This window comes from Stenotrophomonas cyclobalanopsidis (assembly GCF_008710035.1).
Taxonomy (GTDB): domain Bacteria; phylum Pseudomonadota; class Gammaproteobacteria; order Xanthomonadales; family Xanthomonadaceae; genus Stenotrophomonas; species Stenotrophomonas cyclobalanopsidis.
This window is the reverse complement of sequence record NZ_VYKI01000007.1, coordinates 83,155-105,490: the sequence shown is the minus strand read 5'-3', so window position 1 is coordinate 105,490 and position 22,336 is coordinate 83,155. Positions and strand designations below refer to the sequence as shown.

General features: G+C 68.7%; 23 protein-coding genes. 16 read left to right on the top strand and 7 right to left on the bottom strand.

Annotated features, from left to right (window positions below):
* Positions 1 to 6 precede the first annotated feature (6 nt).
* The 8 genes from FJU31_RS07875 (at position 7) to FJU31_RS07840 (ending at position 8,657) form a co-directional block, all read left to right on the top strand.
* On the top strand, positions 7 to 684 hold the full coding sequence (locus FJU31_RS07875) for a Fe2+-dependent dioxygenase (RefSeq protein ID WP_150454252.1): 678 nt from the start codon (positions 7 to 9) through the stop codon (positions 682 to 684).
* A 177-nt stretch (positions 685 to 861) separates the two neighbouring features.
* Positions 862 to 1,263, top strand: coding sequence for a hypothetical protein (locus tag FJU31_RS07870; protein ID WP_150454251.1), 402 nt, complete (start codon positions 862 to 864; stop codon positions 1,261 to 1,263).
* 157 nt (positions 1,264 to 1,420) lie between these two features.
* The gene (locus tag FJU31_RS07865) at positions 1,421 to 3,838 is read left to right on the top strand and encodes a TonB-dependent receptor domain-containing protein (RefSeq protein WP_150454250.1); all 2,418 of its coding nucleotides are present in this window, start codon (positions 1,421 to 1,423) and stop codon (positions 3,836 to 3,838) included.
* Between the two features lie 158 nt (positions 3,839 to 3,996).
* On the top strand, positions 3,997 to 4,635 hold the full coding sequence (locus FJU31_RS07860) for a PepSY-associated TM helix domain-containing protein (RefSeq protein ID WP_108768063.1): 639 nt from the start codon (positions 3,997 to 3,999) through the stop codon (positions 4,633 to 4,635).
* Positions 4,636 to 4,664: 29 nt separating this feature from the next.
* A complete protein-coding gene (locus FJU31_RS07855; RefSeq protein WP_150454249.1) occupies positions 4,665 to 5,183 on the top strand; it encodes a DUF2271 domain-containing protein in 519 nt (172 codons plus the stop codon).
* A 45-nt stretch (positions 5,184 to 5,228) separates the two neighbouring features.
* Entirely contained in the window at positions 5,229 to 6,032 is an 804-nt protein-coding gene (locus tag FJU31_RS07850) for a DUF4198 domain-containing protein (protein WP_150454248.1), read from the top strand.
* A 52-nt stretch (positions 6,033 to 6,084) separates the two neighbouring features.
* Complete coding sequence (locus FJU31_RS07845) at positions 6,085 to 7,056, top strand: FAD:protein FMN transferase (protein ID WP_150454247.1); 972 nt, start codon at positions 6,085 to 6,087, stop codon at positions 7,054 to 7,056.
* Positions 7,053 to 8,657, top strand: coding sequence for a sulfite reductase subunit alpha (locus FJU31_RS07840; protein WP_150454246.1), 1,605 nt, complete (start codon positions 7,053 to 7,055; stop codon positions 8,655 to 8,657). The genes FJU31_RS07845 and FJU31_RS07840 overlap by 4 nt, the downstream gene beginning before the upstream one ends.
* Positions 8,658 to 8,748: 91 nt before the next feature.
* Here FJU31_RS07840 and FJU31_RS07835 read toward each other — a convergent pair whose 3' ends face one another.
* The 4 genes from FJU31_RS07835 to FJU31_RS07820 all read right to left on the bottom strand — a co-directional run bounded on the left by FJU31_RS07835 (position 8,749) and on the right by FJU31_RS07820 (position 11,960).
* Complete coding sequence (locus tag FJU31_RS07835; RefSeq protein WP_150454245.1) at positions 8,749 to 9,354, bottom strand: HutD/Ves family protein; 606 nt, start codon at positions 9,352 to 9,354, stop codon at positions 8,749 to 8,751.
* 34 nt (positions 9,355 to 9,388) lie between these two features.
* Positions 9,389 to 10,111: a murein L,D-transpeptidase catalytic domain family protein gene (locus tag FJU31_RS07830; protein ID WP_150454244.1), complete on the bottom strand. Its 723-nt coding sequence runs from the start codon at positions 10,109 to 10,111 to the stop codon at positions 9,389 to 9,391.
* A gap of 17 nt (positions 10,112 to 10,128) precedes the next feature.
* Positions 10,129 to 11,202, bottom strand: a complete 1,074-nt coding sequence (locus tag FJU31_RS07825; protein ID WP_150454243.1) for a L,D-transpeptidase — start codon at positions 11,200 to 11,202, stop codon at positions 10,129 to 10,131.
* 353 nt (positions 11,203 to 11,555) lie between these two features.
* On the bottom strand, positions 11,556 to 11,960 hold the full coding sequence (locus FJU31_RS07820) for a ComEA family DNA-binding protein (protein WP_246161249.1): 405 nt from the start codon (positions 11,958 to 11,960) through the stop codon (positions 11,556 to 11,558).
* A 124-nt stretch (positions 11,961 to 12,084) separates the two neighbouring features.
* Between FJU31_RS07820 and FJU31_RS07815 the strand changes: the two genes are divergently transcribed.
* From FJU31_RS07815 to murU, 4 genes are all read left to right on the top strand, one after another.
* The gene (locus tag FJU31_RS07815; protein WP_150454242.1) at positions 12,085 to 13,578 is read left to right on the top strand and encodes a M20 family metallopeptidase; all 1,494 of its coding nucleotides are present in this window, start codon (positions 12,085 to 12,087) and stop codon (positions 13,576 to 13,578) included.
* Positions 13,579 to 13,646: 68 nt separating this feature from the next.
* Positions 13,647 to 13,916, top strand: a complete 270-nt coding sequence (locus FJU31_RS07810; RefSeq protein WP_079220926.1) for a GlsB/YeaQ/YmgE family stress response membrane protein — start codon at positions 13,647 to 13,649, stop codon at positions 13,914 to 13,916.
* Between the two features lie 60 nt (positions 13,917 to 13,976).
* The gene (locus FJU31_RS07805) at positions 13,977 to 15,002 is read left to right on the top strand and encodes an aminoglycoside phosphotransferase family protein (protein ID WP_150454241.1); all 1,026 of its coding nucleotides are present in this window, start codon (positions 13,977 to 13,979) and stop codon (positions 15,000 to 15,002) included.
* Positions 15,002 to 15,712 (top strand): N-acetylmuramate alpha-1-phosphate uridylyltransferase MurU, encoded by a 711-nt coding sequence (gene murU, locus FJU31_RS07800; protein ID WP_150454240.1) that lies wholly within the window; start codon positions 15,002 to 15,004, stop codon positions 15,710 to 15,712. Before FJU31_RS07805 ends, murU begins: the two co-directional genes overlap by 1 nt.
* A 390-nt stretch (positions 15,713 to 16,102) precedes the next feature.
* Here murU and hda read toward each other — a convergent pair whose 3' ends face one another.
* Genes hda through FJU31_RS07785 form a run of 3 tightly spaced genes read right to left on the bottom strand, consistent with a single transcriptional unit; the run spans position 16,103 to position 19,106 of the window.
* Positions 16,103 to 16,810 (bottom strand): DnaA regulatory inactivator Hda, encoded by a 708-nt coding sequence (hda, locus tag FJU31_RS07795; protein WP_150454310.1) that lies wholly within the window; start codon positions 16,808 to 16,810, stop codon positions 16,103 to 16,105.
* Complete coding sequence (locus FJU31_RS07790; RefSeq protein ID WP_150454239.1) at positions 16,810 to 17,982, bottom strand: AI-2E family transporter; 1,173 nt, start codon at positions 17,980 to 17,982, stop codon at positions 16,810 to 16,812. The genes hda and FJU31_RS07790 overlap by 1 nt, the downstream gene beginning before the upstream one ends.
* Positions 17,979 to 19,106: a DUF2066 domain-containing protein gene (locus FJU31_RS07785; RefSeq protein WP_246161248.1), complete on the bottom strand. Its 1,128-nt coding sequence runs from the start codon at positions 19,104 to 19,106 to the stop codon at positions 17,979 to 17,981. Before FJU31_RS07785 ends, FJU31_RS07790 begins: the two co-directional genes overlap by 4 nt.
* Before the next feature lie 112 nt (positions 19,107 to 19,218).
* Here FJU31_RS07785 and purM point away from each other — a divergent pair, with 112 nt between their 5' ends.
* The 4 genes from purM (at position 19,219) to FJU31_RS07765 (ending at position 22,336) form a co-directional block, all read left to right on the top strand.
* Positions 19,219 to 20,277 (top strand): phosphoribosylformylglycinamidine cyclo-ligase, encoded by a 1,059-nt coding sequence (purM, locus tag FJU31_RS07780; protein ID WP_150454237.1) that lies wholly within the window; start codon positions 19,219 to 19,221, stop codon positions 20,275 to 20,277.
* A gap of 20 nt (positions 20,278 to 20,297) precedes the next feature.
* Positions 20,298 to 20,789 carry a hypothetical protein gene (locus tag FJU31_RS07775; protein WP_150454236.1) on the top strand — a complete coding sequence of 164 codons (492 nt, stop codon included), beginning with the start codon at positions 20,298 to 20,300 and terminating at the stop codon, positions 20,787 to 20,789.
* A gap of 19 nt (positions 20,790 to 20,808) precedes the next feature.
* The gene (purN, locus tag FJU31_RS07770; RefSeq protein ID WP_150454235.1) at positions 20,809 to 21,462 is read left to right on the top strand and encodes a phosphoribosylglycinamide formyltransferase; all 654 of its coding nucleotides are present in this window, start codon (positions 20,809 to 20,811) and stop codon (positions 21,460 to 21,462) included.
* 67 nt (positions 21,463 to 21,529) lie between these two features.
* Positions 21,530 to 22,336 carry a DUF3108 domain-containing protein gene (locus tag FJU31_RS07765; protein ID WP_150454234.1) on the top strand — a complete coding sequence of 269 codons (807 nt, stop codon included), beginning with the start codon at positions 21,530 to 21,532 and terminating at the stop codon, positions 22,334 to 22,336.

Here is a 22,336-nt window from a genome sequence, read left to right as displayed (position 1 = left end):
ACCCGCATGCTGCTGCACATCCCCAACGTGCTGGTGCCTGAAGAGGTCAGCCTGATCCGCCAGCAGCTGGACGCGGCGCAATGGGCCGACGGGCGCGAAACCGTCGGCGCCCAGGGCGCGCAGGTGAAGCACAACCAACAACTGCCCGATGCCTCGCCCTTGAAGGCCGAGCTCGGCCAGGGCGTGCTGGCCACGCTGCGGCGCAGCCCGCTGTTCTTTGCGGCCACGCTTCCGCTGAAGATCCTGCCACCCCGCTTCAACCGCTACAGCGGCGGCGGCACCTACGGCTTCCACGTCGACGGCGCGGTGATGAACCTGGCCCACGGCGAACAGCTGCGCTCGGACATCTCCTGCACCCTGTTCCTGTCCGCGCCGGAGGAGTACGACGGCGGCGAGCTGGTGATCAGCGATACCTACGGCGAGCACGAAGTGAAGCTGCCGGCCGGCGACCTGATCGTGTACCCGTCCAGCAGCCTGCACCAGGTCAACCCGGTCACCCGTGGCGCGCGCGTGGCCTCGTTCTTCTGGGTGCAGAGCATGGTCCGCGACGACGTGCAGCGGCGCCTGCTGTGGGAGATGGACACCTCCATCGAACGCCTGCGGCAGACCGGCGGCGATGCCGGCGCGGTGCTGCAGCTGACCGGCGTGTACCACAACCTGCTGCGGCGCTGGAGCGAGGTCTGAAGCCTGCGCCGCCGCCCTGCGACACTTTGGCAATCATTCTCATTTGCAACTGCTAACGGCTCTCATTACAATCACGCCCCGTTGACGTCGGATGGTCCGGCGCACACCCAGGGGTTGCCTGCCTTGCGTCGCCCGTTCCGCCCTCGCCCGCTTCGCCTCGTGCAGTTCGGTACCGCCATGCGCGGTCATCGGCCTGCACTGGCCAGCCTGTTGGCGTGGGTGGCGATGCTGGCGTTGCTGCTGGGCACCCTGCCGCTGCTGCCACACGCGCAGGCTGACGCCGCCGCACAGGCCTGGCAGCAGCCGATGGAAGGCCGCGGCGGTGACGTGCCGGTGGAAGAAGACGCGCCGGCCAAGCTGCGCCGCTGCGTCTGCACGCCGACCAAGGCGGCCGACAAGGCACTGCCACCGCCGCTGCTGCTGGCCAGCCAGTGGCTGCGCAGCGAACTGGATCTGATTCCCCTCGCCCCGGTCCACGCCGGGGCCCGTCCGCACTGGCCGCTGGCCACGCCGGACACGCCGTGGGCCGATGCGCCCGGGCGCCGCCAGCAACGCGGCCAGGCGCCGCCGCTGGCCTGATCTCCGGCCCCGCGTGACCGCGCCTGCGGTCGCGCCTGCGCGCCGCTGCCTGCTTCATCCCCTGCTGCATCCCTGCTGCCCCTGACCGGGGCTCCCCGTGCATGCCACGCGTTCCGCGCTGGCATCGCACCACCCTGCATCCTTCGAGGTTACTACCATGGCCCAGCGCCATCGTGTCCGTTCGTCCCTGTCCCGCCACCTGCTGACCAGCGCCGTGCTGGCCGCCTTCGCCAGCCCCGCCTTCGCAAACGGCGAGGCCGCCGCCCCGCAGACCCTGGACAAGGTGGTGGTCACCGCCGCCGGCTTCGAACAGAAGGTGGTCGATGCGCCGGCCAGCATCAGCGTGGTCAGCCGCGAGGAACTGAGCAAGCGCCCGTACACCAGCCTTGTCGATGCGCTGCGCGACGTCGAAGGCATCGACGTCGGCCTGGAACCCAGCGACAAGAACGGCCGCGCCACCATTTCCATGCGTGGCCTTCCGTCCGAATACACCCTGGTGCTGATCGACGGCCGCCGCCAGAGCAATGTCGGCCAGCTGTACCCGAACAACTTCGGCGGCGGCCAGTTCTCGTACCTGCCACCGCTGGAGGCCATCGAGCGCATCGAGGTGGTGCGCGGCCCGATGTCCACCCTGTACGGCTCGGATGCGATGGGCGGCGTCATCAACATCATCACCCGCCGCAACCAGGACAGCTGGCACGGCTCGCTCAGCCAGGGCTTCACCGTGCAGCAGGACGACCAGTTCGGCGACGCGCGCACCACCGATGTCTACCTCAGCGGCCCACTGCTGAAGGACCGCATCAGCATGGCCGTGCGCGGCAGCTACTACGATGCCAAGGCCTCCAACCCCGAATGGGATGCGCTGACCCTGCCCGATGGCACGTTGTGGGAGCGCAGCATCGGCTTCGGGGGCGGTGGCAAGTCGGTGGCCAACACCAACTGGAACACCGGCGTGCGCCTGGATTTCCGCATCAACGACGACCACGAGCTGTGGCTGGACTACGACGTCTCGCGGCAGAAGTACGACAACAGTGAAGGCCAGACCGGCACCCTGGACAGCCTGGCCAGCCTGTGGCGCGTCGGCAACGCGGTCATCCCCAACCCGAACGGCAGCGGCACGATCACCCGCCGCGTGGTGCAGCCGCGCGTGGGCTATACCGCCTACCAGCGCTACGAGCGCGACCAGCTCTCACTGACCCACCAGGGCCGCTACAGCTTCGGCACCTGGCAGACCTCGCTGACCCACAGCAAGAGCAACAACCTCGGCCGCTCGCTGCCGCTGACCCTGGACGAGCGCGCCAACCTGCAGACCCTGTGGAACGACGTCTGCCAGCGCACCGGCGCCGCCAGCAACTGCGCGGCCGGCCGCAGCAACGCACTCGGTGCGCTCAACGCCGAAGAGATGGCGCGCCTGCAGGCCTTCCTGCCGCGCCCGCTGCGCACCATGGAACTGGAAGGCTACGTGCTGGACACGATGCTCGACCTGGACTTCGGTGCGCACACGCTGACCGTCGGTGGCCAGTACAACGACACCGACATGATCGACGGCGTGTTCGGCATGGACGGCGCCGGCTACCGCAGCAACACCAAGCAGAAGCACCGCATGTGGGCGCTGTTCGCCGAGGACAACTGGTCGCTGACCGAGACCCTGACCGCGACCTTCGGCCTGCGTTACGACGACCACAACGTGTTCGGCAGCCACGTCAGCCCGCGCGGCTACCTGGTGTGGAATGCCAGCGACGCCTGGACTTTCAAGGGTGGCGTCAGCACCGGCTACAAGACCCCGCGGCCGGACCAGCTGTTCCCCGGCATCAGCGGCTTCGGCGGCCAGGGCGTGCTGCCGCTGGTGGGCTCGCCCAACCTGAAGCCGGAAACCAGCACCAACTACGAGCTGGCCGCGTACTACGAAGGCCAGCGCTGGGGCATGAACGTCACCGGCTTCATCAACAGGTTCGATGACAAGATCGCCAGCGGCGGCACGTTCCCGAACTGCGAAGTGGCCCCGGCCGGCAGCGGCTACTGCGTGGACATCGGACCGGGCTGGGCGGAACTGGGCTACAGCACCTTCACCCAGAGCGTGAACATCGACAAGGCCGAAACACGTGGCGTGGAAATGGCCGCGCACGTCGACCTGCTGGAGAACCTGCAGCTGCGCGGAAACTACACCTGGACCAGGAGCGAGCAGACCAGCGGCGCGCAGAAGGGCCTGCCGATCGCCGGCACCACCCCGGCCAAGCACATGGCCAACGCCAGCCTCAACTGGCAGCTCAACGATGCCATCAGCCTGTCGCTGATCAGCGAAGGCCGCTACGACCGCTACCGTGACACCATCCTCGATGCCAGCGGCGCCAGCCACAACCGCTACTACCAGGACTACACGATCTTCCACCTGGGCGGCAGCTGGGACGCCACCCCGTGGCTGACCTTCAATGTGCGCATCAACAACCTGCTGGACAAGGACTTCGTCTCGCAGTCGTGCCTGCTGATCAGCCAGAGCGAGTTCAACTGCGTCGATGACTATGCGACCAAGGACCAGCGCCGTAGTTACTGGATCTCGTTGAACGCGAAGTTCTGACCAGCATCCACGCCTGGCGTGGATCAACTGCACCGGTAGTGCCGGCCACTGGCTGGCATTGCCCGGGCTCCTCCACACGGGACACACAACGACATCTAATTGCGAGCCATTCTCATTAATGCTGTAATGGGTAGTCTTCACCCGCCCCGAAAAACGCCGTGAGCCGTCCTGCCTCTTCCGCCGTGCAGCAGCAACAAAGCCGTGGCTTCTGGCTGCGTACGCTGCACCAGTGGCATTGGATCAGCTCGGCGGTGTGCCTGATCGGCATGCTGCTGTTCGCGGCCACCGGCCTGACCCTGAACCACGCGGCGAAGATCGAAGCCAAGCCGCAGGTGCAGAACCAGAAGCTGGAACTGCCGGCCGAGCTGCTGGGCACGCTGGGTGACCGCGAAGACGGCAACGCGCCGATTCCGCTGCCCGCCCGGCAGTGGCTCGATGCGCAGCTGGACATCGGCATCGGCGGGCGCCCCGCCGAATGGTCGCCGGAAGAGATCTACCTGTCGCTGCCGCGCCCTGGTGGCGACGCCTGGCTGAGCATCGACCGCGAAAGCGGCGCGGTGGAATTCGAATCGACCTCGCGCGGCGTGGTGTCCTACCTCAACGACCTGCACAAGGGCCGCAATGCCGGCCCGGCGTGGGGCTGGTTCCTGGACCTGTTCGCGGTGGCCTGCTTGGTGTTCTGCATCACCGGCCTGTTCCTGCTGCACCTACATGCGCGGCAGCGGCGCATGACCTGGCCGCTGGTCGGCCTGGGCCTGATGATCCCGCTGCTGATCGCCCTGTTGCTGATCCACTGACTTCCATCCGTTCCCTCCGGAGCCGCCTTATGCGCGTCACCCTCACCATCGCCCTCAGCGGCCTGCTGGCCACCTCGCCGGCCTATGCGGCCACCCTCGACATCAACGTCGAAGTGCCCAAGCTCAACGTCGCCGAATACCACCGCCCGTATGTGGCCGTGTGGCTGGAAGGCGCCGACCAGAAGGTCGCCGCCAACCTCTCGGTCTGGTACCAGCAGACCGGCAACAGCGAAGGCCATGGCACCAAATGGCTGCCCGACCTGCGCCAGTGGTGGCGCAAGAGCGGCCGCACCCTGCAGGTACCGGTGGATGGCGTGACCGGTCCGACCCGCCCGGCAGGCAAGCACGCACTGTCGTTCAACGACCAGCAGCCGGCCCTGAAGCAGCTGGCCCCGGGCAGCTACACCCTGGTGGTGGAAGCGGTGCGCGAAGTCGGCGGCCGCGAACTGCTGAAGATCCCCTTCACCTGGCCGGCCACCGCCGCGCAGAACGGCAAGGCGCAGGGCGCCACCGAACTGGGCCAGGTCACCCTGGCCGTCAAGCCGTAACTGCATCACCCGGGGTCGGATCCCTTTCCAACTGGAGTCTCTCGCATGAAGCGCACGCTCGTCCTAGCCGCCGCCCTGGCCGCTGCCCTTCCGTTCTCCGCCCTGGCCCACAAGGCCTGGCTGCTGCCCTCGCAGACCGTCATCGCCGGCAACGCGCCGTGGATCACCGTCGACGGTGCGGTCTCCAACGACCTGTTCTATTTCAACCACGTGCCGCTGCGCCTGGAATCGCTGGTCATCACCGCGCCGGACGGCAGCAGCGTGCAGCCGCAGAACCCGGCCACCGGCAAGTACCGCAGCGTGTTCGACCTCGAGCTGAAGCAGCAGGGCACCTACCGCATCGCCTCGGTCAATGACGGCCTGTTCGCCACCTACGAGCAGAACGGCGAGCGCAAGCGCTGGCGCGGTACCGCCGCGACCTTCGGCGAACTGCCCAAGGATGCGAAGAAGCTGGAAGTGAGCCAGTCGGTGGGCCGCGTGGAAACCTTCGTCACCAACGGCGCACCGAACGACACCGCGCTGAAGCCGACCAACCGCGGCATTGAACTGGTGGCCGTGGGCCATCCGAACGATCTGTTCGCCGGCGAGGAAGCGACCTTCCGCGTGCTGGTGGATGGCAAGCCGGCCGCCGGCCTGGAGTTCGAGATCGTGCGTGGCGCCACCCGCTACCGCAACGCGCAGGACGAGCTGAAGCTGACCAGCGACGCGAAGGGCGAGATCAAGGTGACCTGGCCGGAAGCCGGCATGTACTGGCTGGAAACCGGCACCGAAGACAACAACACCTCGGTGAAGCAGGCCGCCAAGCGCCGCCTGAGCTACGTCGCCACCCTGGAAGTGCTGCCGCAATGACGTGGACCGCGGTGCCGGGCCCGTCCTGGCATCGCGCCTGCAACGCCCCGCCATGACCGATTCCCTGCTCGACATCGCCCGCCTCGGTGGCACCACCATGGGCACCACCTGGAGTGTGTCGCTGGTGGCGCCACGCCAGCGCGACCTGCACCCGCTGCACGCCGGCATCCAGGCGCGCCTGGATGAGGTGGTCGCGCAGATGAGCACCTGGGAAGCCGGTTCGGACCTGGGCCGCTACAACCGCGCCGACGCGGGCCAATGGTGCCCGCTGCCGGCCGAAACCCGCCATGTGCTGGCTGCCGCGCAGGCCATTGCCGCTGCCAGCGACGGCGCCTTCGATCCCACCCTGGGCCCGCTGGTCGCGCTCTGGGGTTTCGGTGCACAGGCCGGCCCGCGCCGCGTGCCCGACGCCGCCACCCTGCAGGCCACCCGCGCCCGCTGCGGCTGGCAGCAGCTGCAGTGGCGCGATGAAGCGCTGCTGCAACCCGGTGGCCTGGAACTGGATCTCTCTGCGATTGCGAAAGGCTTCGGTGTCGATCACGTCGCCGCCTGGCTGCGCGCGCAGGGCATCACCGCTGCGCTGATCGACGTGGGCGGCGAACTGGCCGGCTACGGCCGCAAGCCCGATGGGCAACCGTGGCGCGTGCTGGTGGAGTCGGCGCCGGAAGAAGACGCGCACACCGACACGCCGCCGCGCGTGCTGGCACTGGATGGCAAGGCCGTGGCCACCTCGGGCGACCGCTGGCACCAGTACCAGGCCGACGGCCAGGCCTACAGCCACAGCCTGGACCCGCGCAGCGGCATGCCGGTGCGCCAGGTCGCCGCGGCCGTCACCGTGGTTGCCGATGATGCGATGCACGCCGATGCCTGGGCCACCGCGCTGACCGTCCTCGGCCGCGAACAGGGCCTGGCCCTGGCCGAGCGCGAAGGCCTGGCCGCACGCTACCTGGAACGGGCCATCGATGGCCCGCGCGAATACCTCAGCAGCGCCTTCCAGCGCCTGCTCGACGAGCAGGCCGCATGAGCCGCCGACCGTCGCGCGCCGTACTCGGCAACCTGATCGTGATGGTGCTGCTGGCCGTGGCCGGCTACGCACTGCTGCGCCTGCACCTGGGCGAGACCTGGTGGCAGGGCGCACCGCCTGCGCGGTACTGGCAGGGCGCGCTGCTGGCGACCGCGTTGTACGCGCTGGCCTGCACCGCATTGTGGTGGCGCGGCCGCCCGCGCGATGACGCCCCCAGCAATGATGTCGCACCGCTGCTGCTGGTGTGGTCCAGCCAGACCGGTTTCGCCCGCGAACTGGCCGAACGCAGCGCCGAAGCCCTGCGCGCCGCCAGCCTGCCGGTGCGCGTGCGCGGCCTGCACGAAGTCGATGCCGCACTGCTGGCGCAGAGCCAGCGTGCACTGTTCATCGCCAGCACCACCGGCGAAGGCGATGCCCCTGACCACGCCCTGCCCTTCCTGCGCCGGGTGATGAGCACCTCGCCCACGCTGGGCCACCTGCAGTTCGGCGTGCTCGCCCTGGGTGACCGCAGCTACGGCCACTTCTGTGCGTTCGGCCACCAGCTCGATGACTGGCTGCGCCAGCACGGTGCGCACCCGATGTTCGATGCGATCGAAGTCGACAACGCCGATCCTGCCGCGCTGCGCCACTGGCAGCAGCTGCTCGGGCAGATCGGCGGCGGCGCCAGCGAACTGCCCGACTGGAGCCCGGCCGACTACCAGCCGTGGCCGCTGCTGCAGCGCGAACACCTCAACCCCGGCAGCAGCGGCGGGCCGGTGTACTGGCTGCGCCTGCAGCCACCGCCCGGCAGCGATGCGCAGTGGCAGGCCGGCGATATCGCCGAAGTCGGCCCGCAGCACGCCGCGGCCAGCACGCGCGACTGGCTGCGCGAACGCGATTTCAATCCGGAGCTGCCGCTGGACGATGGCCGCACCCTGCTGGATCACGTGGTGCGCTCGCATCTGCCCAGCCTGGTGGCGCCCGGCGACCTGCCCGGGCTGCTGGCTGCGCTGCAGCCGCTGCCGCACCGCGAATACTCGATTGCCTCGGTGATGGCCCATGGCGCGCTGGAACTGCTGCTGCGCCGCCAGCTGCGCGCCGATGGCACGCCCGGCATCGGCAGTGGCTGGCTGTGCGACCACGCCGTGCTGCACGAACCGGTGCAGCTGCGCCTGCGCCGCAACCAGAATTTCCACGGCGTTGCTGCCGAGGTGCCGCTGCTGCTGATCGGCAACGGCACCGGCATCGCCGGCCTGCGCGCGCACCTGCATGAGCGCGCGCGCGGCGGCGCGCGCCGCACCTGGCTGCTGTTCGGCGAACGCTCGGCCGCACACGATTTCCATTTCGGCGACGAACTGCAGGCGATGCTGGCCGAAGGTGCGCTGGCGCGGCTGGATGCGGTGTTCAGCCGCGATGGCGGCGCGCATCGTTACGTGCAGGATCGGCTGCTGGCCGAAGCCGCGACGCTGCGGCAGTGGGTGGAGGAAGGCGCCACGATCCTGGTCTGCGGCAGCCTGCAGGGCATGGCCCCGGCAGTGGATGCGGTGATCGAGCAGGTGCTCGGTGCCGACGGCAAGGAAGCGCTGCTGCTGGCCGGTCGTTACCGGCGCGACGTGTATTGACCACCGATCGGGGTCGGATCCCTGTCCACAGGAAAGGGCTCTGACCGCAACCGCATCCACGACGCACCACGACGCCGGGCATGGCCCGGCGCTACCCGCCGGTCGCTACCCGTATCGCCAACAACTCGCCGCCGCCCTGCAACGCATGCCGCTGCCTTTCACCGGCACCCAACCATGCGGTATCCCCGGCCTGCATCGGCGGGAGCCCACTGTCCGCGCCGAATTCCGCATGCCCGGCCAGCAGGTACAGCGCCCAGGCCACGCCTGGCTCGCAGAAGAAGAACATCGATCCTACCAGTGGCCGGTGCAGCAGCTCGGCCTGCAACAGCCCGCGCTTCCACATCAGGTTGAAATCGTGGGTGGTGCCATCAACCAGCTCGCCGTCCAGCGCTTCCTCTCCGGCAAAGCGCACGCGACCGTGCGGCGGCAGCACCTCGGCCACGCGGCCATCGGCGAAACGCAGGCGCACGCCATTGCCCTGCAGCAGCACCAGCTCGCGCTCCACGCCGGGGAACGCCGAAAACGCGGCGTCCTGTTCGATTTCGGCCACCGACAGGCGCAGCGCCCAGCCATCGCCCTGCGCCGGCAGGCGCAGGATCTCGCGGGTCCAGCCCAGGCCATTGCGCCAGCGGTCGCGGCGGTAGTCCAGGCTGGAAATCACCTGGCTCGGGGTGCGCAGCAGAGCATCTATGTCCATGCCCGCATTGCATCATGGCGCGCGCGTTCGCGCATCACCGCGCAGCCACGCCTGCCTCACCGCACTGCGGCGCCAGCAGCTGCGAATGCTGCAGCCATTGCGGATCAGGGTAATAGGCGAACACCAGGGTGCCGCCGCGCAGCGAATCGATCAGCGGCCGCGACACCGACAGGCGCACCGCCGGGCAGCCCAGGCTGCGGCCGAGCCGTCCCTGCACGCGGGCCATGGTCGGGTTCACGTAGGGCGCGCCGTGGATGACGATGGCTCGGGCGCGGGCCTTGTCGTTGAAGCCCGGCTCCAACCCGTCCAGGCGCAGCGAATAGCCGTTGCCGCCCATGTAGGTTTCCTGCGCGGTGAACGCACCGATGCTGGACATGAAGCTGCCATCCCGATTGGAAAAGTGCTCGGTGCGGTTGCCGCCACTGTTGCGGCCATGCGCCACCCATTCCTCGAACAGCAGCCGCTGCCGTGCCAGGTCGAACACCCACAGGCGCTGCTCGGTGGACGGCCGCGAGTAATCGATCACGCCCAGCCGCTCGCCCTTGATGCCCAGTTCCGGCCGCTGCAGCGCGCAGCGGAGCGCAGTAGCCGCCAGCTTCAGTACGTGGCGGTCGGCGTTGGGCGCCGTGCGCGCCAGCAGCGCGGTCAGGTCGTCGGTGCTGGCGGTGGCCGGCGGTGCTGCCGCCATCGCACCACCTCCGGCAAGAAGCGCAAGCAGGCCGCAGGCGGCCTGCCAGCGCGTGCGTGAAGCAATCATGGGCACACGGTATTCACTCAGGACTTCTTCGAGGTGGGCGTGGCCGGCTCGGATTCCAAGACCGGCTGCATCCCCGATTCAGCCGCGCTTGGGCGCACGGCCGGCAGCGAGGTGACCAGCAGAGTCGTGCCCGGCACCAGCACTTGGTACAGCTGGCGGGCGAAATCAGTCGGCAGCGCCATCGGCAGCGACGGCGTGGCCAGCAGGTCCGGCGTGGCCTGCGCGCGGTCCTGGCCCAGCAGCGGGTAGGCGGTCCACTGGTGCAGGCGCTGCTGGGTGTCCAGCGGGCTCGGCGTTTCGCTGAAGCCCTGCCCCATCACGAACAGCGTCGTGCCCTGGAACGCCGGCAGCGCATCGGCACGCAGCGGCGATTCGCCAATCATCACGCCATCGCGCAGTACATACAGACGCTGGTCGTGCAGGCTGACCAGGATGCCGACCTGGCCACTCGGTGCGGCCGCATCATCCCACCAGGCCTTGGCCGGACTCGCGCCTTCGGTTTCCGGCAGCGCCTGGCCGCGCGCGTTCACCGGTGCCAGCACCGCCGGGTAGGCCAGGGTCATCGGCGCGCTCTTGGCATCAGCCACCACCACCGTGTCGCCGCGCTGGGTTTCGCTGAACAGCTTCTGCGCGAAGGCCTGCGGCAGGCGTACGCAACCGTGCGAGGCCGGGTGCCCGGGCAGGCTGCCGCCGTGCAGGGCGATGCCGTCCCAGGTCAGCCGCTGCATGTAGGGCATCGGCGCGCTGTTGTAGAGGTTGGATTTGTGGTCCTTGTCCTTCTGCAGGATCGTGAACACGCCGGTCGGCGTTTCATGCCCGGCCTTGCCCGAGCTGATCGTGCTCAGGCCGATGGCGATGCCGTTGCGGTACACGTAGGCGCGCTGCTCATCCAGGCTGACCACCAGCACGATCGGGCCGGCCGGCGACACTTCCGGGTGCCACAGGTATTCACCGGGTTTGAGATCGGTCGGGCCGCGTACTTCGGGGGTGGCGGTGGCGGTGGCGCTCTTGGCGGCAGGCGTCGCGGCCTGCGCCATCAGCGGCAGGGCCAGGGCAAGTGCGAGCATCAGGGGCAGACGGGGCAGGCGCATCCAGCAGGTACCAATCCGTGGGGAACCCTCAACCTACACCATCAGCAGTGAGGCGCCGCACCACACTCTGCCCATGCCAGAAAGAGAAATGCCCGGCGACACAGCCATGTGTCGTACCGGGCACTCGTTACATCCTTGTCGGCCTGCTGCCACCCCCTCGCATCCTGCGCTGTGGGGCGGCGTTGCATCCTGCACGCGGCCGCATTCGTCCTGTTTATATCTCAGCCCCTTCCACAGGTCTGTGATGCCACCATCCTGGTGATTGGTGCCGCATCCCTGCGACGGTCGGTGGGCACGGCCTTCCTGTCCGTGTCCGGTGAACCAGCCTCCTGCCGGTCCCGACGATCCTGCTGTCAACGCCTGGGTACGGAGCGCACCGGTACCGATCCGGGTACCGGATCCGCTGGCAACATCGTGTTGCCGACAGTGATCCGCTGTCGATTCCGTTCGACGATGGCTGTCCCTATTCCCTTCACCTGCGTCAGGTCCTCGACGCGGCGAAAGGGGCCATGTCTGCGCCGGTGCTCGACGATTGCCGCGGCCTTTACGGCCCCGACCATCGCCAGTCCCTGCTGAAGCGCCTGGGCATCGGCCCGGTTGATGTCGATCGGCTCGGCGGCTTGCGCCCCCACCACCCACATCACCAGCACCAACCCCCTGAACACGACTGACCAAGGCACGACGTGTATCTCCTTGTGGTTCTGGCCGTCCCGACCGGCAATCCCGTCGGTCGAAACAGTGTCCGTCACCACATGCACACAGCCTATCGGTTTCGGCGATTTCTAAAAGCCAGCCAAATACCCGACGTGCTGTAGGAAAAACCCTACCCCCGGCACAGGCGTAGAATGGCGGCAACACATGCCCATGCAACCGGAGTTTCAGATGGACAGCGCCAAGCTCGGCCAATTCGTCAATGACAAGTGGGACAGCGAGATCGTCCCCCAGTTGGTCGACTACATCCGCATCCCCAACAAGTCGCCGATGTTCGACGCCAACTGGGTGCAGAACGGCTACATGGAGCAGGCGGTCAGCCTGATGGAAAACTGGGCCAAGGCCCAGCAGCTGCCAGGTCTGAAGGTCGAGGTGGTGCGCCTGGAAGGCCGCACCCCGCTGATTTTCCTGGAAATTCCCGCCACCGGCGCCGAAACCGGCGACGACACTATCCTGCTCTACGGGCACCTGGACAAGCAACCGGAAATGACCGGCTGGGATGACGACCTCGGCCCGTGGACCCCGGTCCTGCGCGGCGACAAGCTGTATGGCCGCGGCGGCGCCGACGACGGTTACGCCATCTTCGGCTCGCTGGCCGCGGTGCTGGCCCTGCAGGCCCAGGGCCTGCCGCACGCCCGCTGCGTGGTCCTGATCGAAGCCTGCGAAGAGTCCGGCAGCTACGACCTGCCCGCCTATGTCGACCACCTGGCCGACCGCATCGGCAAGCCGTCGCTGGTGGTCTGCCTGGATTCGGGCTGCGCCAACTACGACCAGCTGTGGTGCACCACCTCGCTGCGCGGCCTGACCGGCGGCAACTTCACGGTCAAGGTGCTCAACGAAGGTGTGCATTCCGGCGATGCCTCCGGCGTCATCCCGTCCAGCTTCCGCCTGCTGCGCCAGATCCTGTCGCGCATCGAGGACCAGGACACCGGCCGTATCCTGATCGACGGCATGAACGTCGAGATCCCGGCCGAGCGCCAGGCCCAGGCCAAGCGTGCCGCCGAAGTGGTGGATACCGAGATCTTCGAGAAGTTCCCGATGGTCGACGGCCTGCGCCCGATGAACGAGGACCTCACCGAGCTGGTGCTCAACCGCACCTGGCGCCCGGCGCTGTCGGTCACCGGCGTGGGCGGCATGCCGCCGCTTGAATCGGCCGGCAACGTGCTGCGTCCGCAGACCTCGGTGAAGCTGTCGCTGCGCCTGCCGCCGACCGCCGACGGCAAGACCTGCGGCGAACTGCTGAAGGAAGCACTGCTGCGCGATCCGCCGAACGGCGCCCAGATCACCCTGGACCTGGAAAAGGCCTCCACCGGCTGGAACGCCCCGGCCATGGCGCCGTGGCTGACCCAGGCCATCGACGACGCCAGCCAGGCCTTCTTCGGCAAGCCGGCGATGTACATGGGCGAAGGCGGCTCGATCCCGTTCATGGGCATGCTGGGTGAGAAGTTCCCCGGCGCCCAGTTCATGATCACCGGCGTGCTCGGCCCGCACTCCAACGCGCACGGTCCGAACGAGTTCCTGCACATTCCGATGGGCAAGAAGGTCACCGCCTGCGTGTCCAAGGTCATCAGCGAGCACTACGCCGCCAGCCTGCGCGGCGAGACCAGCGGTTCGCCGGTGGCTGCCGACAGCGGTACCCGCCACGGCGACCACGGCTGCTGCTGATCGCACACCCGTGACGGACGCAGCCTTGCCTTGCTAGGCTGCGTCCACCCCAAGCGGAACGCATGCACATGAATGGTCTGTTCGGCAGCAGCAGCTGGCTGTACATCCTGCTGGTCGGTTTCTTCGTCGGCCTGCTCGGGCGTTTCTTCATGCCCGGCAACAACCGCATGGGCTGCCTGCTGACCATCGTGCTCGGCATCGTCGGCGCCCTGGTGGCCGGCTGGTTCGGCCAGTACATGGGTTGGTATTCCCCCGGCGAGCCGGCCGGTTTCCTCGGCGCGGTGGTCGGCGCGGTGGCCGTGCTGGCGCTGATGCGGCTGTTCACCCCCCGCCGCTGACACCCCTCTTCCCTCTTTTCCCTTGAGCTTGGCGCGCCCGTCGCGCCCGGAACTGCCTGCATGACCGAACCTGCTTCCGATCCCCAGCGCAGCGCGCAGCGCCTGCAGTGGGCCCGCACCCGCCTGGACGATGCCAACGCAGTGGTCGAGCGCGCCTCGGTCGATGCCGGCCTGCGCAGCTACTGGCGCACCACCAGCACGCGCGGCAGCCACATCGTGATGGATGCCCCGCCCGGCCAGGAAGACCCGCAGCCGTGGCTGCGCATGCGCGACCTGCTGCACGACCACGGCCTGCGCGTGCCCGCCCTGCTGGCCCAGGATCTCCAAGCTGGCTTCCTGCTGCTGGAAGACCTTGGCGGCCCGACCCTGGCCAAGGTGCTGGACGAGCGCAATGCCGATGCCTGGTTCAGCCGTTCCATCGATCAGCTGCTGCGCCTGCAGGCAATCCCGGTGCCCGGAGATTTCGGCCGCTTCGGCGAAGCCCTGCTGCAGCGTGACGCCGGCATGTTCGACGAATGGTTCCTGCAGCGCCACCTGGGCATCACCCTCGACGCCGCCGAGGCCGAAAGCCTGCAGCAGGCGCAGCGGCTGTTGACGGACAACGCGCTGGGCCAGGCCCAGCTGATGACCCATCGCGACTACATGCCGCGCAACCTGATGCCGGTCGACGACGGCCCGGCCATCCTCGATTTCCAGGACCTGGTGCGTGGCCCGATCGCCTACGACGCGGTGAGCCTGTTCAAGGACGCGTTCCTGAGCTGGCCGCTGGCGCGCGTGGACGCCTGGTTGGCGCAGTACCACCAGCGCGCGCTCGACGCCGGCCTGCCGGTACCTGACCGCGCGACCTTCCTGCGCGATGCCGACTGGATGGGCATCCAGCGCCACCTGAAGTGCCTGGGCATCTTCAGCCGCCTGCGCTATCGCGACAACAAGGGCCACTATCTGGACGACGTGCCGCGCTTCATCGGCTACCTCGATGAAGTACTGCCACGCTACCCCGAACTGGCCGCGCTGCAGCAGCTGCTGGACGAACGCATCAAGCCGGCGCTGGCCGAGCTGGCCGCGCCGATGCGCCTGGTGCGCTGATGAAAGCGCTGATCTTCGCCGCCGGCCTCGGCGAGCGCATGCGCCCGCTGACCCTGCACACGCCCAAGCCTCTGCTGGCGGTGGCCGGCAAGCCGCTGATCGTGTGGCACCTGGAGCGGCTGGCCGCACTCGGCGTGCGCGAGGTGGTGGTCAACACCGCCTGGCTGGCCGAGCAGTTCCCGGCCACGCTGGGCGATGGCAGCCAATGGGGCCTGCAGCTGCACTTCGTGCACGAAGGCGTGACCCCGCTGGAAACCGGCGGCGGCATCCTCAACGCACTGCCGCTGCTGGGCGATGCGCCGTTCCTCGTGGTCAACGGCGATATCTGGACGGACTTCGACTTCGCCACCCTGCCCGCCGAACCGCAGGGCCAGGCGCACCTGGTGCTGGTGGACAACCCGGCGCAGCACCCCGAGGGCGATTACCGCCTGGATGCGCACGGACTGCTGCACCACGACCGCACCGGGCCGTGCCTGACCTATGCCGGCATTGGCGTGTACCGGCCATCGATCGTGGCGGACTGGCGCGCGGTGATCGGCGATGCGCCGGGCAGCGAACGCGTACCGCCGAAGTTCTCGGTGGTGCCGCTGCAGAAGCATTTCATGGCGCGGGGGTTGATGACGGGGCAGCACCATCGCGGGCGCTGGACCGATGTCGGGACGGTGGATCGGCTGCAGGCGCTGGATGCGGAGTTGGCAGCGAACGGCTGAGCCCCTCGTGGCAGGATGCGCACGGAAAAGAAAAAGAAAAGCAGAAGCGGATCGCGTCGCTGCGCTCGCTCACTTGTTCCTGTAGAGCCGAGCCCACGCTCGGCTGCTTTTGGCCGTCCGCCCCGATGCAAGAAAGCCGAGCATAGGCTCGGCTCTACAGGAAATTCATTCCCGCGTGCTGTCGACCAACGGTCGACACCCACCACAATCAAGACACGTGTCGACCAAGGTCGACACCTACCAAGAGCGGGGCACATCGGATCCCGGGTCGAATCCCGAGGCCACCGGCCACCCCGCCGCCCCCAGGAAGCCAGCACTTGATGGGGACGTTGACGTTGCTCTGGCCTGCAGCGGGTGCAGGGCAGCAGCCCTGCAAAGAAGACCCCACCCTCAGTACCGGGGCCGGCCTTCTTCCAGCACCTGCCGCAGGAACGGCACCGTGATCCGCCGCTTCGCCGCCAGCGACTCCCGGTCCAGCCAGTCCAGCAGCGTGATCAGCCCACCCAGCTCGCGTCCGGTGTGCGACAGCAGCCACTCGATGGCCGCCTCGTCGATCGCCAGCCCGCGCCGCAGCGCGCGCTCGCGCAGCACCGCCGCCCGGCCATCCTCGTCCAGCGGCTGCAGCAGCACCCGCACGCACTGGCCCAGCCGCGAACGCAGGTCCGGCAGCACCAGGCCCAGCTCGCCCGGCGCATGCTGCGCCGTGTACAGCACCGTTACCCCCGCCGCGCGTGCGCGGTTGTGGAAGTCGAACAGCGCGATCTCGTCCTCGCGGTGGCCGGCCACCGCATCCAGGCCGTCCAGCGCCACCAGCTCGCGCTGCTCCAGCCCATCCAGCGCCGCCGCCACGCGGCCGGCCGCGCCGGCCAGTGGCACGTAGGTCGGCAGGCGCCCGGCCTGCTGCGCGCTGGAACACATCGCCAGCGCCTGGTGGGTCTTGCCCGTGCCTGCCGCACCTTCCAGGTAGACCCAGTCATGGCTGGCGCCCACCGCGATCGCACGCAGCTGCGCCAGCGCGCCATCCGGCGCGCCGATGAAGGTCTCCAGGCGCTGGTCCCGCGGGTAATGCAGGGCCAGCGGAAGTTGCGGCACACCAATCACTTCGGGTCCGGGCCGTGCTCGTAGGGGTCGAGGATGATATGGGGTGCGTCGATCACGCCATCAAGCACGATGGCCGGCTTTTCGCCGACGTACAGCTCGCTCTGGCGGTAACGCTGGTGCGCATAGCGCAGCAGCACGTTGCTGACCGCGGCCACCGGCAGCGCCAGCAGCATGCCGAGGAAACCGAACAGCTGGCCACCGGCCATCACCGCGAAGATCACCGCCACCGGGTGCAGGCCGATCTTGTCGCCGACGATGCGCGGGGTCAGCACGTAGCTTTCCAGCAGCTGGCCCACGGTGAACACCACGCCCACCAGCAGCAGCAGCTTCAGGTCGATGCCTTGTGCCTGCACCAGCGCCGCCACCACCGCCATCACGATGCCGGTGGTCGCGCCCAGGTACGGGATGAAGCTGATCAGGCCGGCCACCAGGCCGATCAACAGCCCCAGCTTCAGGCCGACCAGCGACAGGCCGGCGGCGTAGATCACGCCCAGCGCCACCATCACCAGGAACTGGCCACGGATGAACGCACCCAGCACCTCGTTGGATTCGCGCGCCAGGTTGGTGATCGTGCCGATGTGGTTGCGCGGGATGACCGAGGCGACGCGCTCGACCAGCTTGTCCCAGTCACGCAGGAAGTAGAACGCCAGGATCGGCAGCAGCGCCAGGTTGACCATCCAGGTCACCACGGTGAAGCCCGAGCGCGAGACGTAGCCCATGAAGGTGGTGGCGAAGCCGCCGGCCTGCTGCCAGTGGCTGCGCACCCACTCGATCAGCCGGTCCGGGTCCATCCACTGCATCACTTCCAGGCCGGTCTTCTGCTCGAACCACGGGATGGCGGTCTGCATCAGCCAGGCCTGCGCCTGCGGCACCGCCGCCACCAGGGTGGTGATCTGGCGCTCGATCATCGGCACCAGTACCAGCAGCAGCGCAGTGATGACCAGCACCATGGCAACGAACACCAGCACCACGCCGGTGTTGCGCGAACGGCCGGTGGCCTCGATGCGGTCGACCAGCGGGTCACCCAGCCAGGCCAGCGCCAGGGCCAGCACGAACGGGGTCAGGATGGGGGCCAGCAGCCACACCACCCAGCCGATCAGCAGGACGACGGCCACGTACTTCAGCCGTCGCAGGAACTGCGCGATTTCCGCTTCCGGGCTGAGAATCATCGCAGGCGGTACTCGTTGCTGACCGGCGCCGGCTGCGGTGCGCCGGTGCTGTCATCGATCGGCGCCGGCAGGGCCGGCAGGGTCGCCGACGGCACCAGCACGCCGTTGTCGCCCAGCATCCGGTTGAAGCCGGCCAGGCCGGTGGTCATTTCCAGGTTCAGCTCCAGGTGGTCGGCCGTCGCCCGCAGCGGAGTGACGTTGCGCACCACCGGCACCTCGCGCAGGCCGGCGGCCAGGCGCAGGTACTCATCGGTGCTGTTGATGCCGGTCACCACCACGCGGTAGGTACCGGCGGCCCCGGTGGCGGCACCGGCCTTGGCGTAGCGCTTGACCAGGGCATCGGCGGCACCGTCGGCACCGGCCGCCATCGCGCGCATGGCGTTGGCGTCCTTGGTGGTCCACTTGTTCAGCTCGCGGCCGTTGTCGACGAACACCCAGTCCGCCTGCCAGCCGCCATTGGCGCGGTACAGCTTGCCGATCAGCTGCATCGGCGGCGAGTAGCGTGACGACGCACGGGCCACCGCAGCGCTGTCCTGGCGCCAGATGGCCCCGGCCAGCGCCTGTTCGGCGGCACCACCGCTGGGCAGGCCCAGCTTGTAGCCACGCTCGATGGCGCGATTCAGCAGCGGACGGGCCGCATTGGCCTGCTGCACGCTGACCAGGCGCGGGCCGCTGCCGTCGTCCACGGCCAGCCAGACCACCGGCTTCGGCCGCGGCTGCGGCCACAGCGGCAGGCCCAGGGCCGAGACCAGCGCATCGACGTCATCTTCGCGGAAGCGGGCGACCAGCAGGGTCCGGTAGCTGGGCGCGCCACTGGCGCCGACGCTCTGGTCCTGCCTGAAGTCGTAGCTGGCCACGTAATCCTTGGCGTTGCGCAGGGCCTGCACCACACCCGGGCGCGCGGTCACGTTGCGGTCGCCGGACAACTTGCCCAGCACCACGCTCAGGGCACGGGCCAGGCCACCGTTGCGGTCGGCTTCGGCTTGGCTGTTCACAGGCACTTCGGCCTCGTAGGCACCGCTGGCGGTGGCGACATCTCCCTCAGTGCGGAGGCCGCTCTGGGCCATCGTGGCCACCGGCAGGCACAGCGCAAGGAGCAGGGCGGGAATAAGGCTGCGGCGCATCAGGACATCCATTGGCTCGACGTATCCGGGGGGAATTGTTGCCCGAATACGGACTTTGCGCCAATGCGGCCTGTTAAAATCGTCCGTTCAACCCCTGCCAGCGCCGACGCCCGTGACCAACACCCCGTCTTCCGCCCCCTCCCCCCTCACCTACCGTGACGCGGGTGTCGACATCGACGCCGGCAACGAGCTGGTCGAGCGGATCAAGCCCCTGGTCAAGCGCAGCTTCCGCCCGGAAGTGATGGGCGGCCTGGGCGGCTTCGGCGCCCTGTTCGACCTGTCCAACAAGTACCGCGAGCCGGTGCTGGTGTCGGGCACCGACGGCGTGGGCACCAAGCTGAAGCTGGCCCACCAGCTGAACCGCCACGATACGATCGGCATCGACCTGGTCGCCATGTGCGTCAACGACGTGCTGGTGCAGGGCGCCGAGCCGCTGTTCTTCCTGGACTACTTCGCCACCGGCAAGCTGGATATCGACACCGCCGCGGCGGTCGTGGGTGGCATCGCCAACGGCTGCACCGAGGCCGGCTGCGCGCTGATCGGCGGCGAAACCGCTGAAATGCCCGACATGTATGCCCCGGGCGAGTACGACCTGGCCGGCTTCACCGTCGCCGCGGTCGAGAAGAGCGAACTGAAGGACGGCGCCAGCGTGGCCGCCGGCGACGTGCTGATCGGCATCGCCTCCTCCGGCCCGCACTCCAACGGCTACTCGCTGGTGCGCCGCATCTACGACCGCGCCGGCCAGCCGGCCGACCTGGAGCTGGAAGACGGCGTCAAGCTGGTCGACGCGCTGATGGCGCCGACCCGCCTGTACGTCAAGCCGATCCTGTCGCTGCTGAAGTCGCACGGTGCGGCCATCCACGGCATGGCCCACATCACCGGTGGCGGCCTGACCGAGAACATCATCCGCGTGGTGCCCGAAGGCCTCGGCCTGGACATCCAGGCCTCGGCCTGGCCGCTGCCTCCGGTGTTCCAGTGGCTGCAGAAGGAGGGCGCCGTGGTCGACAGCGAGATGTGGCGCACCTTCAACTGCGGCATCGGCTTCGTGCTGATCGTCGCCCCGGAGCAGGTCGCCGCGGTGTCCGAAGCCGTGCAGGCGCAGGGCCTGGACCACTGGCCGATCGGCCAGGTGGTCACCGCCAGCGACGCCGAACGCGTCCGCATCGCCTGATCGACACCCTAGGAGCCCGCATGGACGCTACGCCCCCGTTGTCCGCCGCACCGGTGCCGCCCCCGGCCCCGGTTGCGCCCGCACTGACCGCACAGGACATCGACCACCTGCGCCTGCTGGCGATCTTCCATTACGTGGTGGCCGGCCTGGCCGCCGTGTTCGGGCTGATCTTCTGCATGCACATCGTGATGGGCATCGCCATGCTCAGCGGCGCCCTGCCGATGAACTCCAACGGCCAGGCCACGCCGCTGCACGAGCAGCAGTTCATGGGCTGGATGTTCATCATCATGGGCGGCTGCGCGGTGTCCTTCGGGCTCGGCCTGGCGGGCTTCATCGCCTATGCCGGGCGCTGCCTGAAGCAGCGGCGCCGGCACATGCTGTGCATGGTGGTGGCCGCCATCGCCTGCCTGTTCACCCCGTTCGGCACCGTGCTGGGCGTATTCACCCTGGTCGTGCTGCTGCGCCCGCAGGTGAAGGCGGCCTTCGAAGCCAACGCGACTTCCCGCCGCTGAGACACCCGATGGCCGCCGCATGACCGCACGCATCGCCGTACTGGCCTCCGGCCGTGGCAGCAACCTGCAGGCCATCCTTGATGCGATCGACGCCGGCCGCCTGCCGGCCGAGGTGGTGGGGGTCTTTTCCGACCGCCCCGACGCAGCGGCACTGCGGCGCGTCGGGCCCGGCCAGCGCTGGGCACACGCGCCGAAGACCTTCAGCGACCGCGCCGCGTACGAGCAGGCGCTGGGCGATGCCGTGCAGGCCGCGGCCCCGGACTGGATCGTCTGCGCCGGCTACATGCGCATCCTCGGCGCCGACTTCGTGCAGCGCTTCAACGGCCGCCTGGTCAACATCCATCCGTCGCTGCTGCCGCTGCACAAGGGCCTGCACACCCACGCCCGCGCGCTGGAAGCCGGCGATGCCGAGCACGGCGCCAGCGTTCACCTGGTGGTGCCCGAGCTGGATGCCGGCACCGTGCTGGCCCAGGTGCGCGTGCCGGTGCTGGCCGGCGATGACGCAGACAGCCTCGCCCTCCGGGTGCTGGCGGTCGAACATCCGCTGCTGATCGCCACCCTGCAGCTGCTGTGCGGTGGCCGCCTGGCTGAACGGGAGGGTCAGCCGACACTCGACGGTCACCCCCTGTTTAGCCCATTGGCTCTAGATTCCGCCGGAAACCTGAACCGGTAACGCCCGTGCACACGCCCCGCTGACTGCGGGGCTGGCATCCTGCCTCCTCCTGCGGTCCCTGCCCGCCATGAAAAACACGCCTCCGTTGCGCAAACTCCTGCTGCTGCCGTTCGCCGTGCTCGCCTTCGCCGCTTGGGCACAGACCCCGCCGTCGGCCGCGCCCGCGGTCGAGGCACCGCCCGAACCGGCCGTGCCCGCGCTGCCGGCCATGGCCTGGGAACCGCCGCCGCTGCAGCCGTTCAGTGCCACCTACCAAGCCTTCTACAAGGGCAAGGAGGCCGGCGACGCAACCATGCAGGTGACCCACACCGGCGGCAACCAGTGGCGGGTGGACATGCAGGTGGTCGGCCGCCGCGGCTTTGCCAGCGTGCTCGGCCTGAACCTGGAGCAGAGCACCGTGTTCGACGTGCGCAATGGCGTCTACGCGCCGTTGAGCCAGAGCACCGTCCGCAAGGGCCTGTTCCTGGGCAAGAAGGCGGTGGGCACCTACAACTGGGAAACCGGCACCGCGCAGTGGACCGGTGATGTGAAGAAGGACCGCGCCAAACCCATTCCGCTGCAGCCCGGCGACCAGAGCGCGCTGCTGCTGAACCTGTCGCTGATGCGCGATGCCCGCCCCGGCGTGGCCATGCACTACCGCTACGTTGAACTGGGCAAGGTGCGCCAGCACGATTACCAGGCGGCCGCGCAGACCGAGAGCGTGGAGGTCGGCGACCTGTCCTACAACGCGCTGAAGGTGTACCGCACCAACGGCGGCAACAACGAAACCATTCTGTGGATCGCCAACGGTGTCCCCACGCCGGTGCGCATCCTGCAACGCGAAAATGGCGAGGACCGTGTCGACCTGCGCCTGATCGAATACCAAGGAGTATGA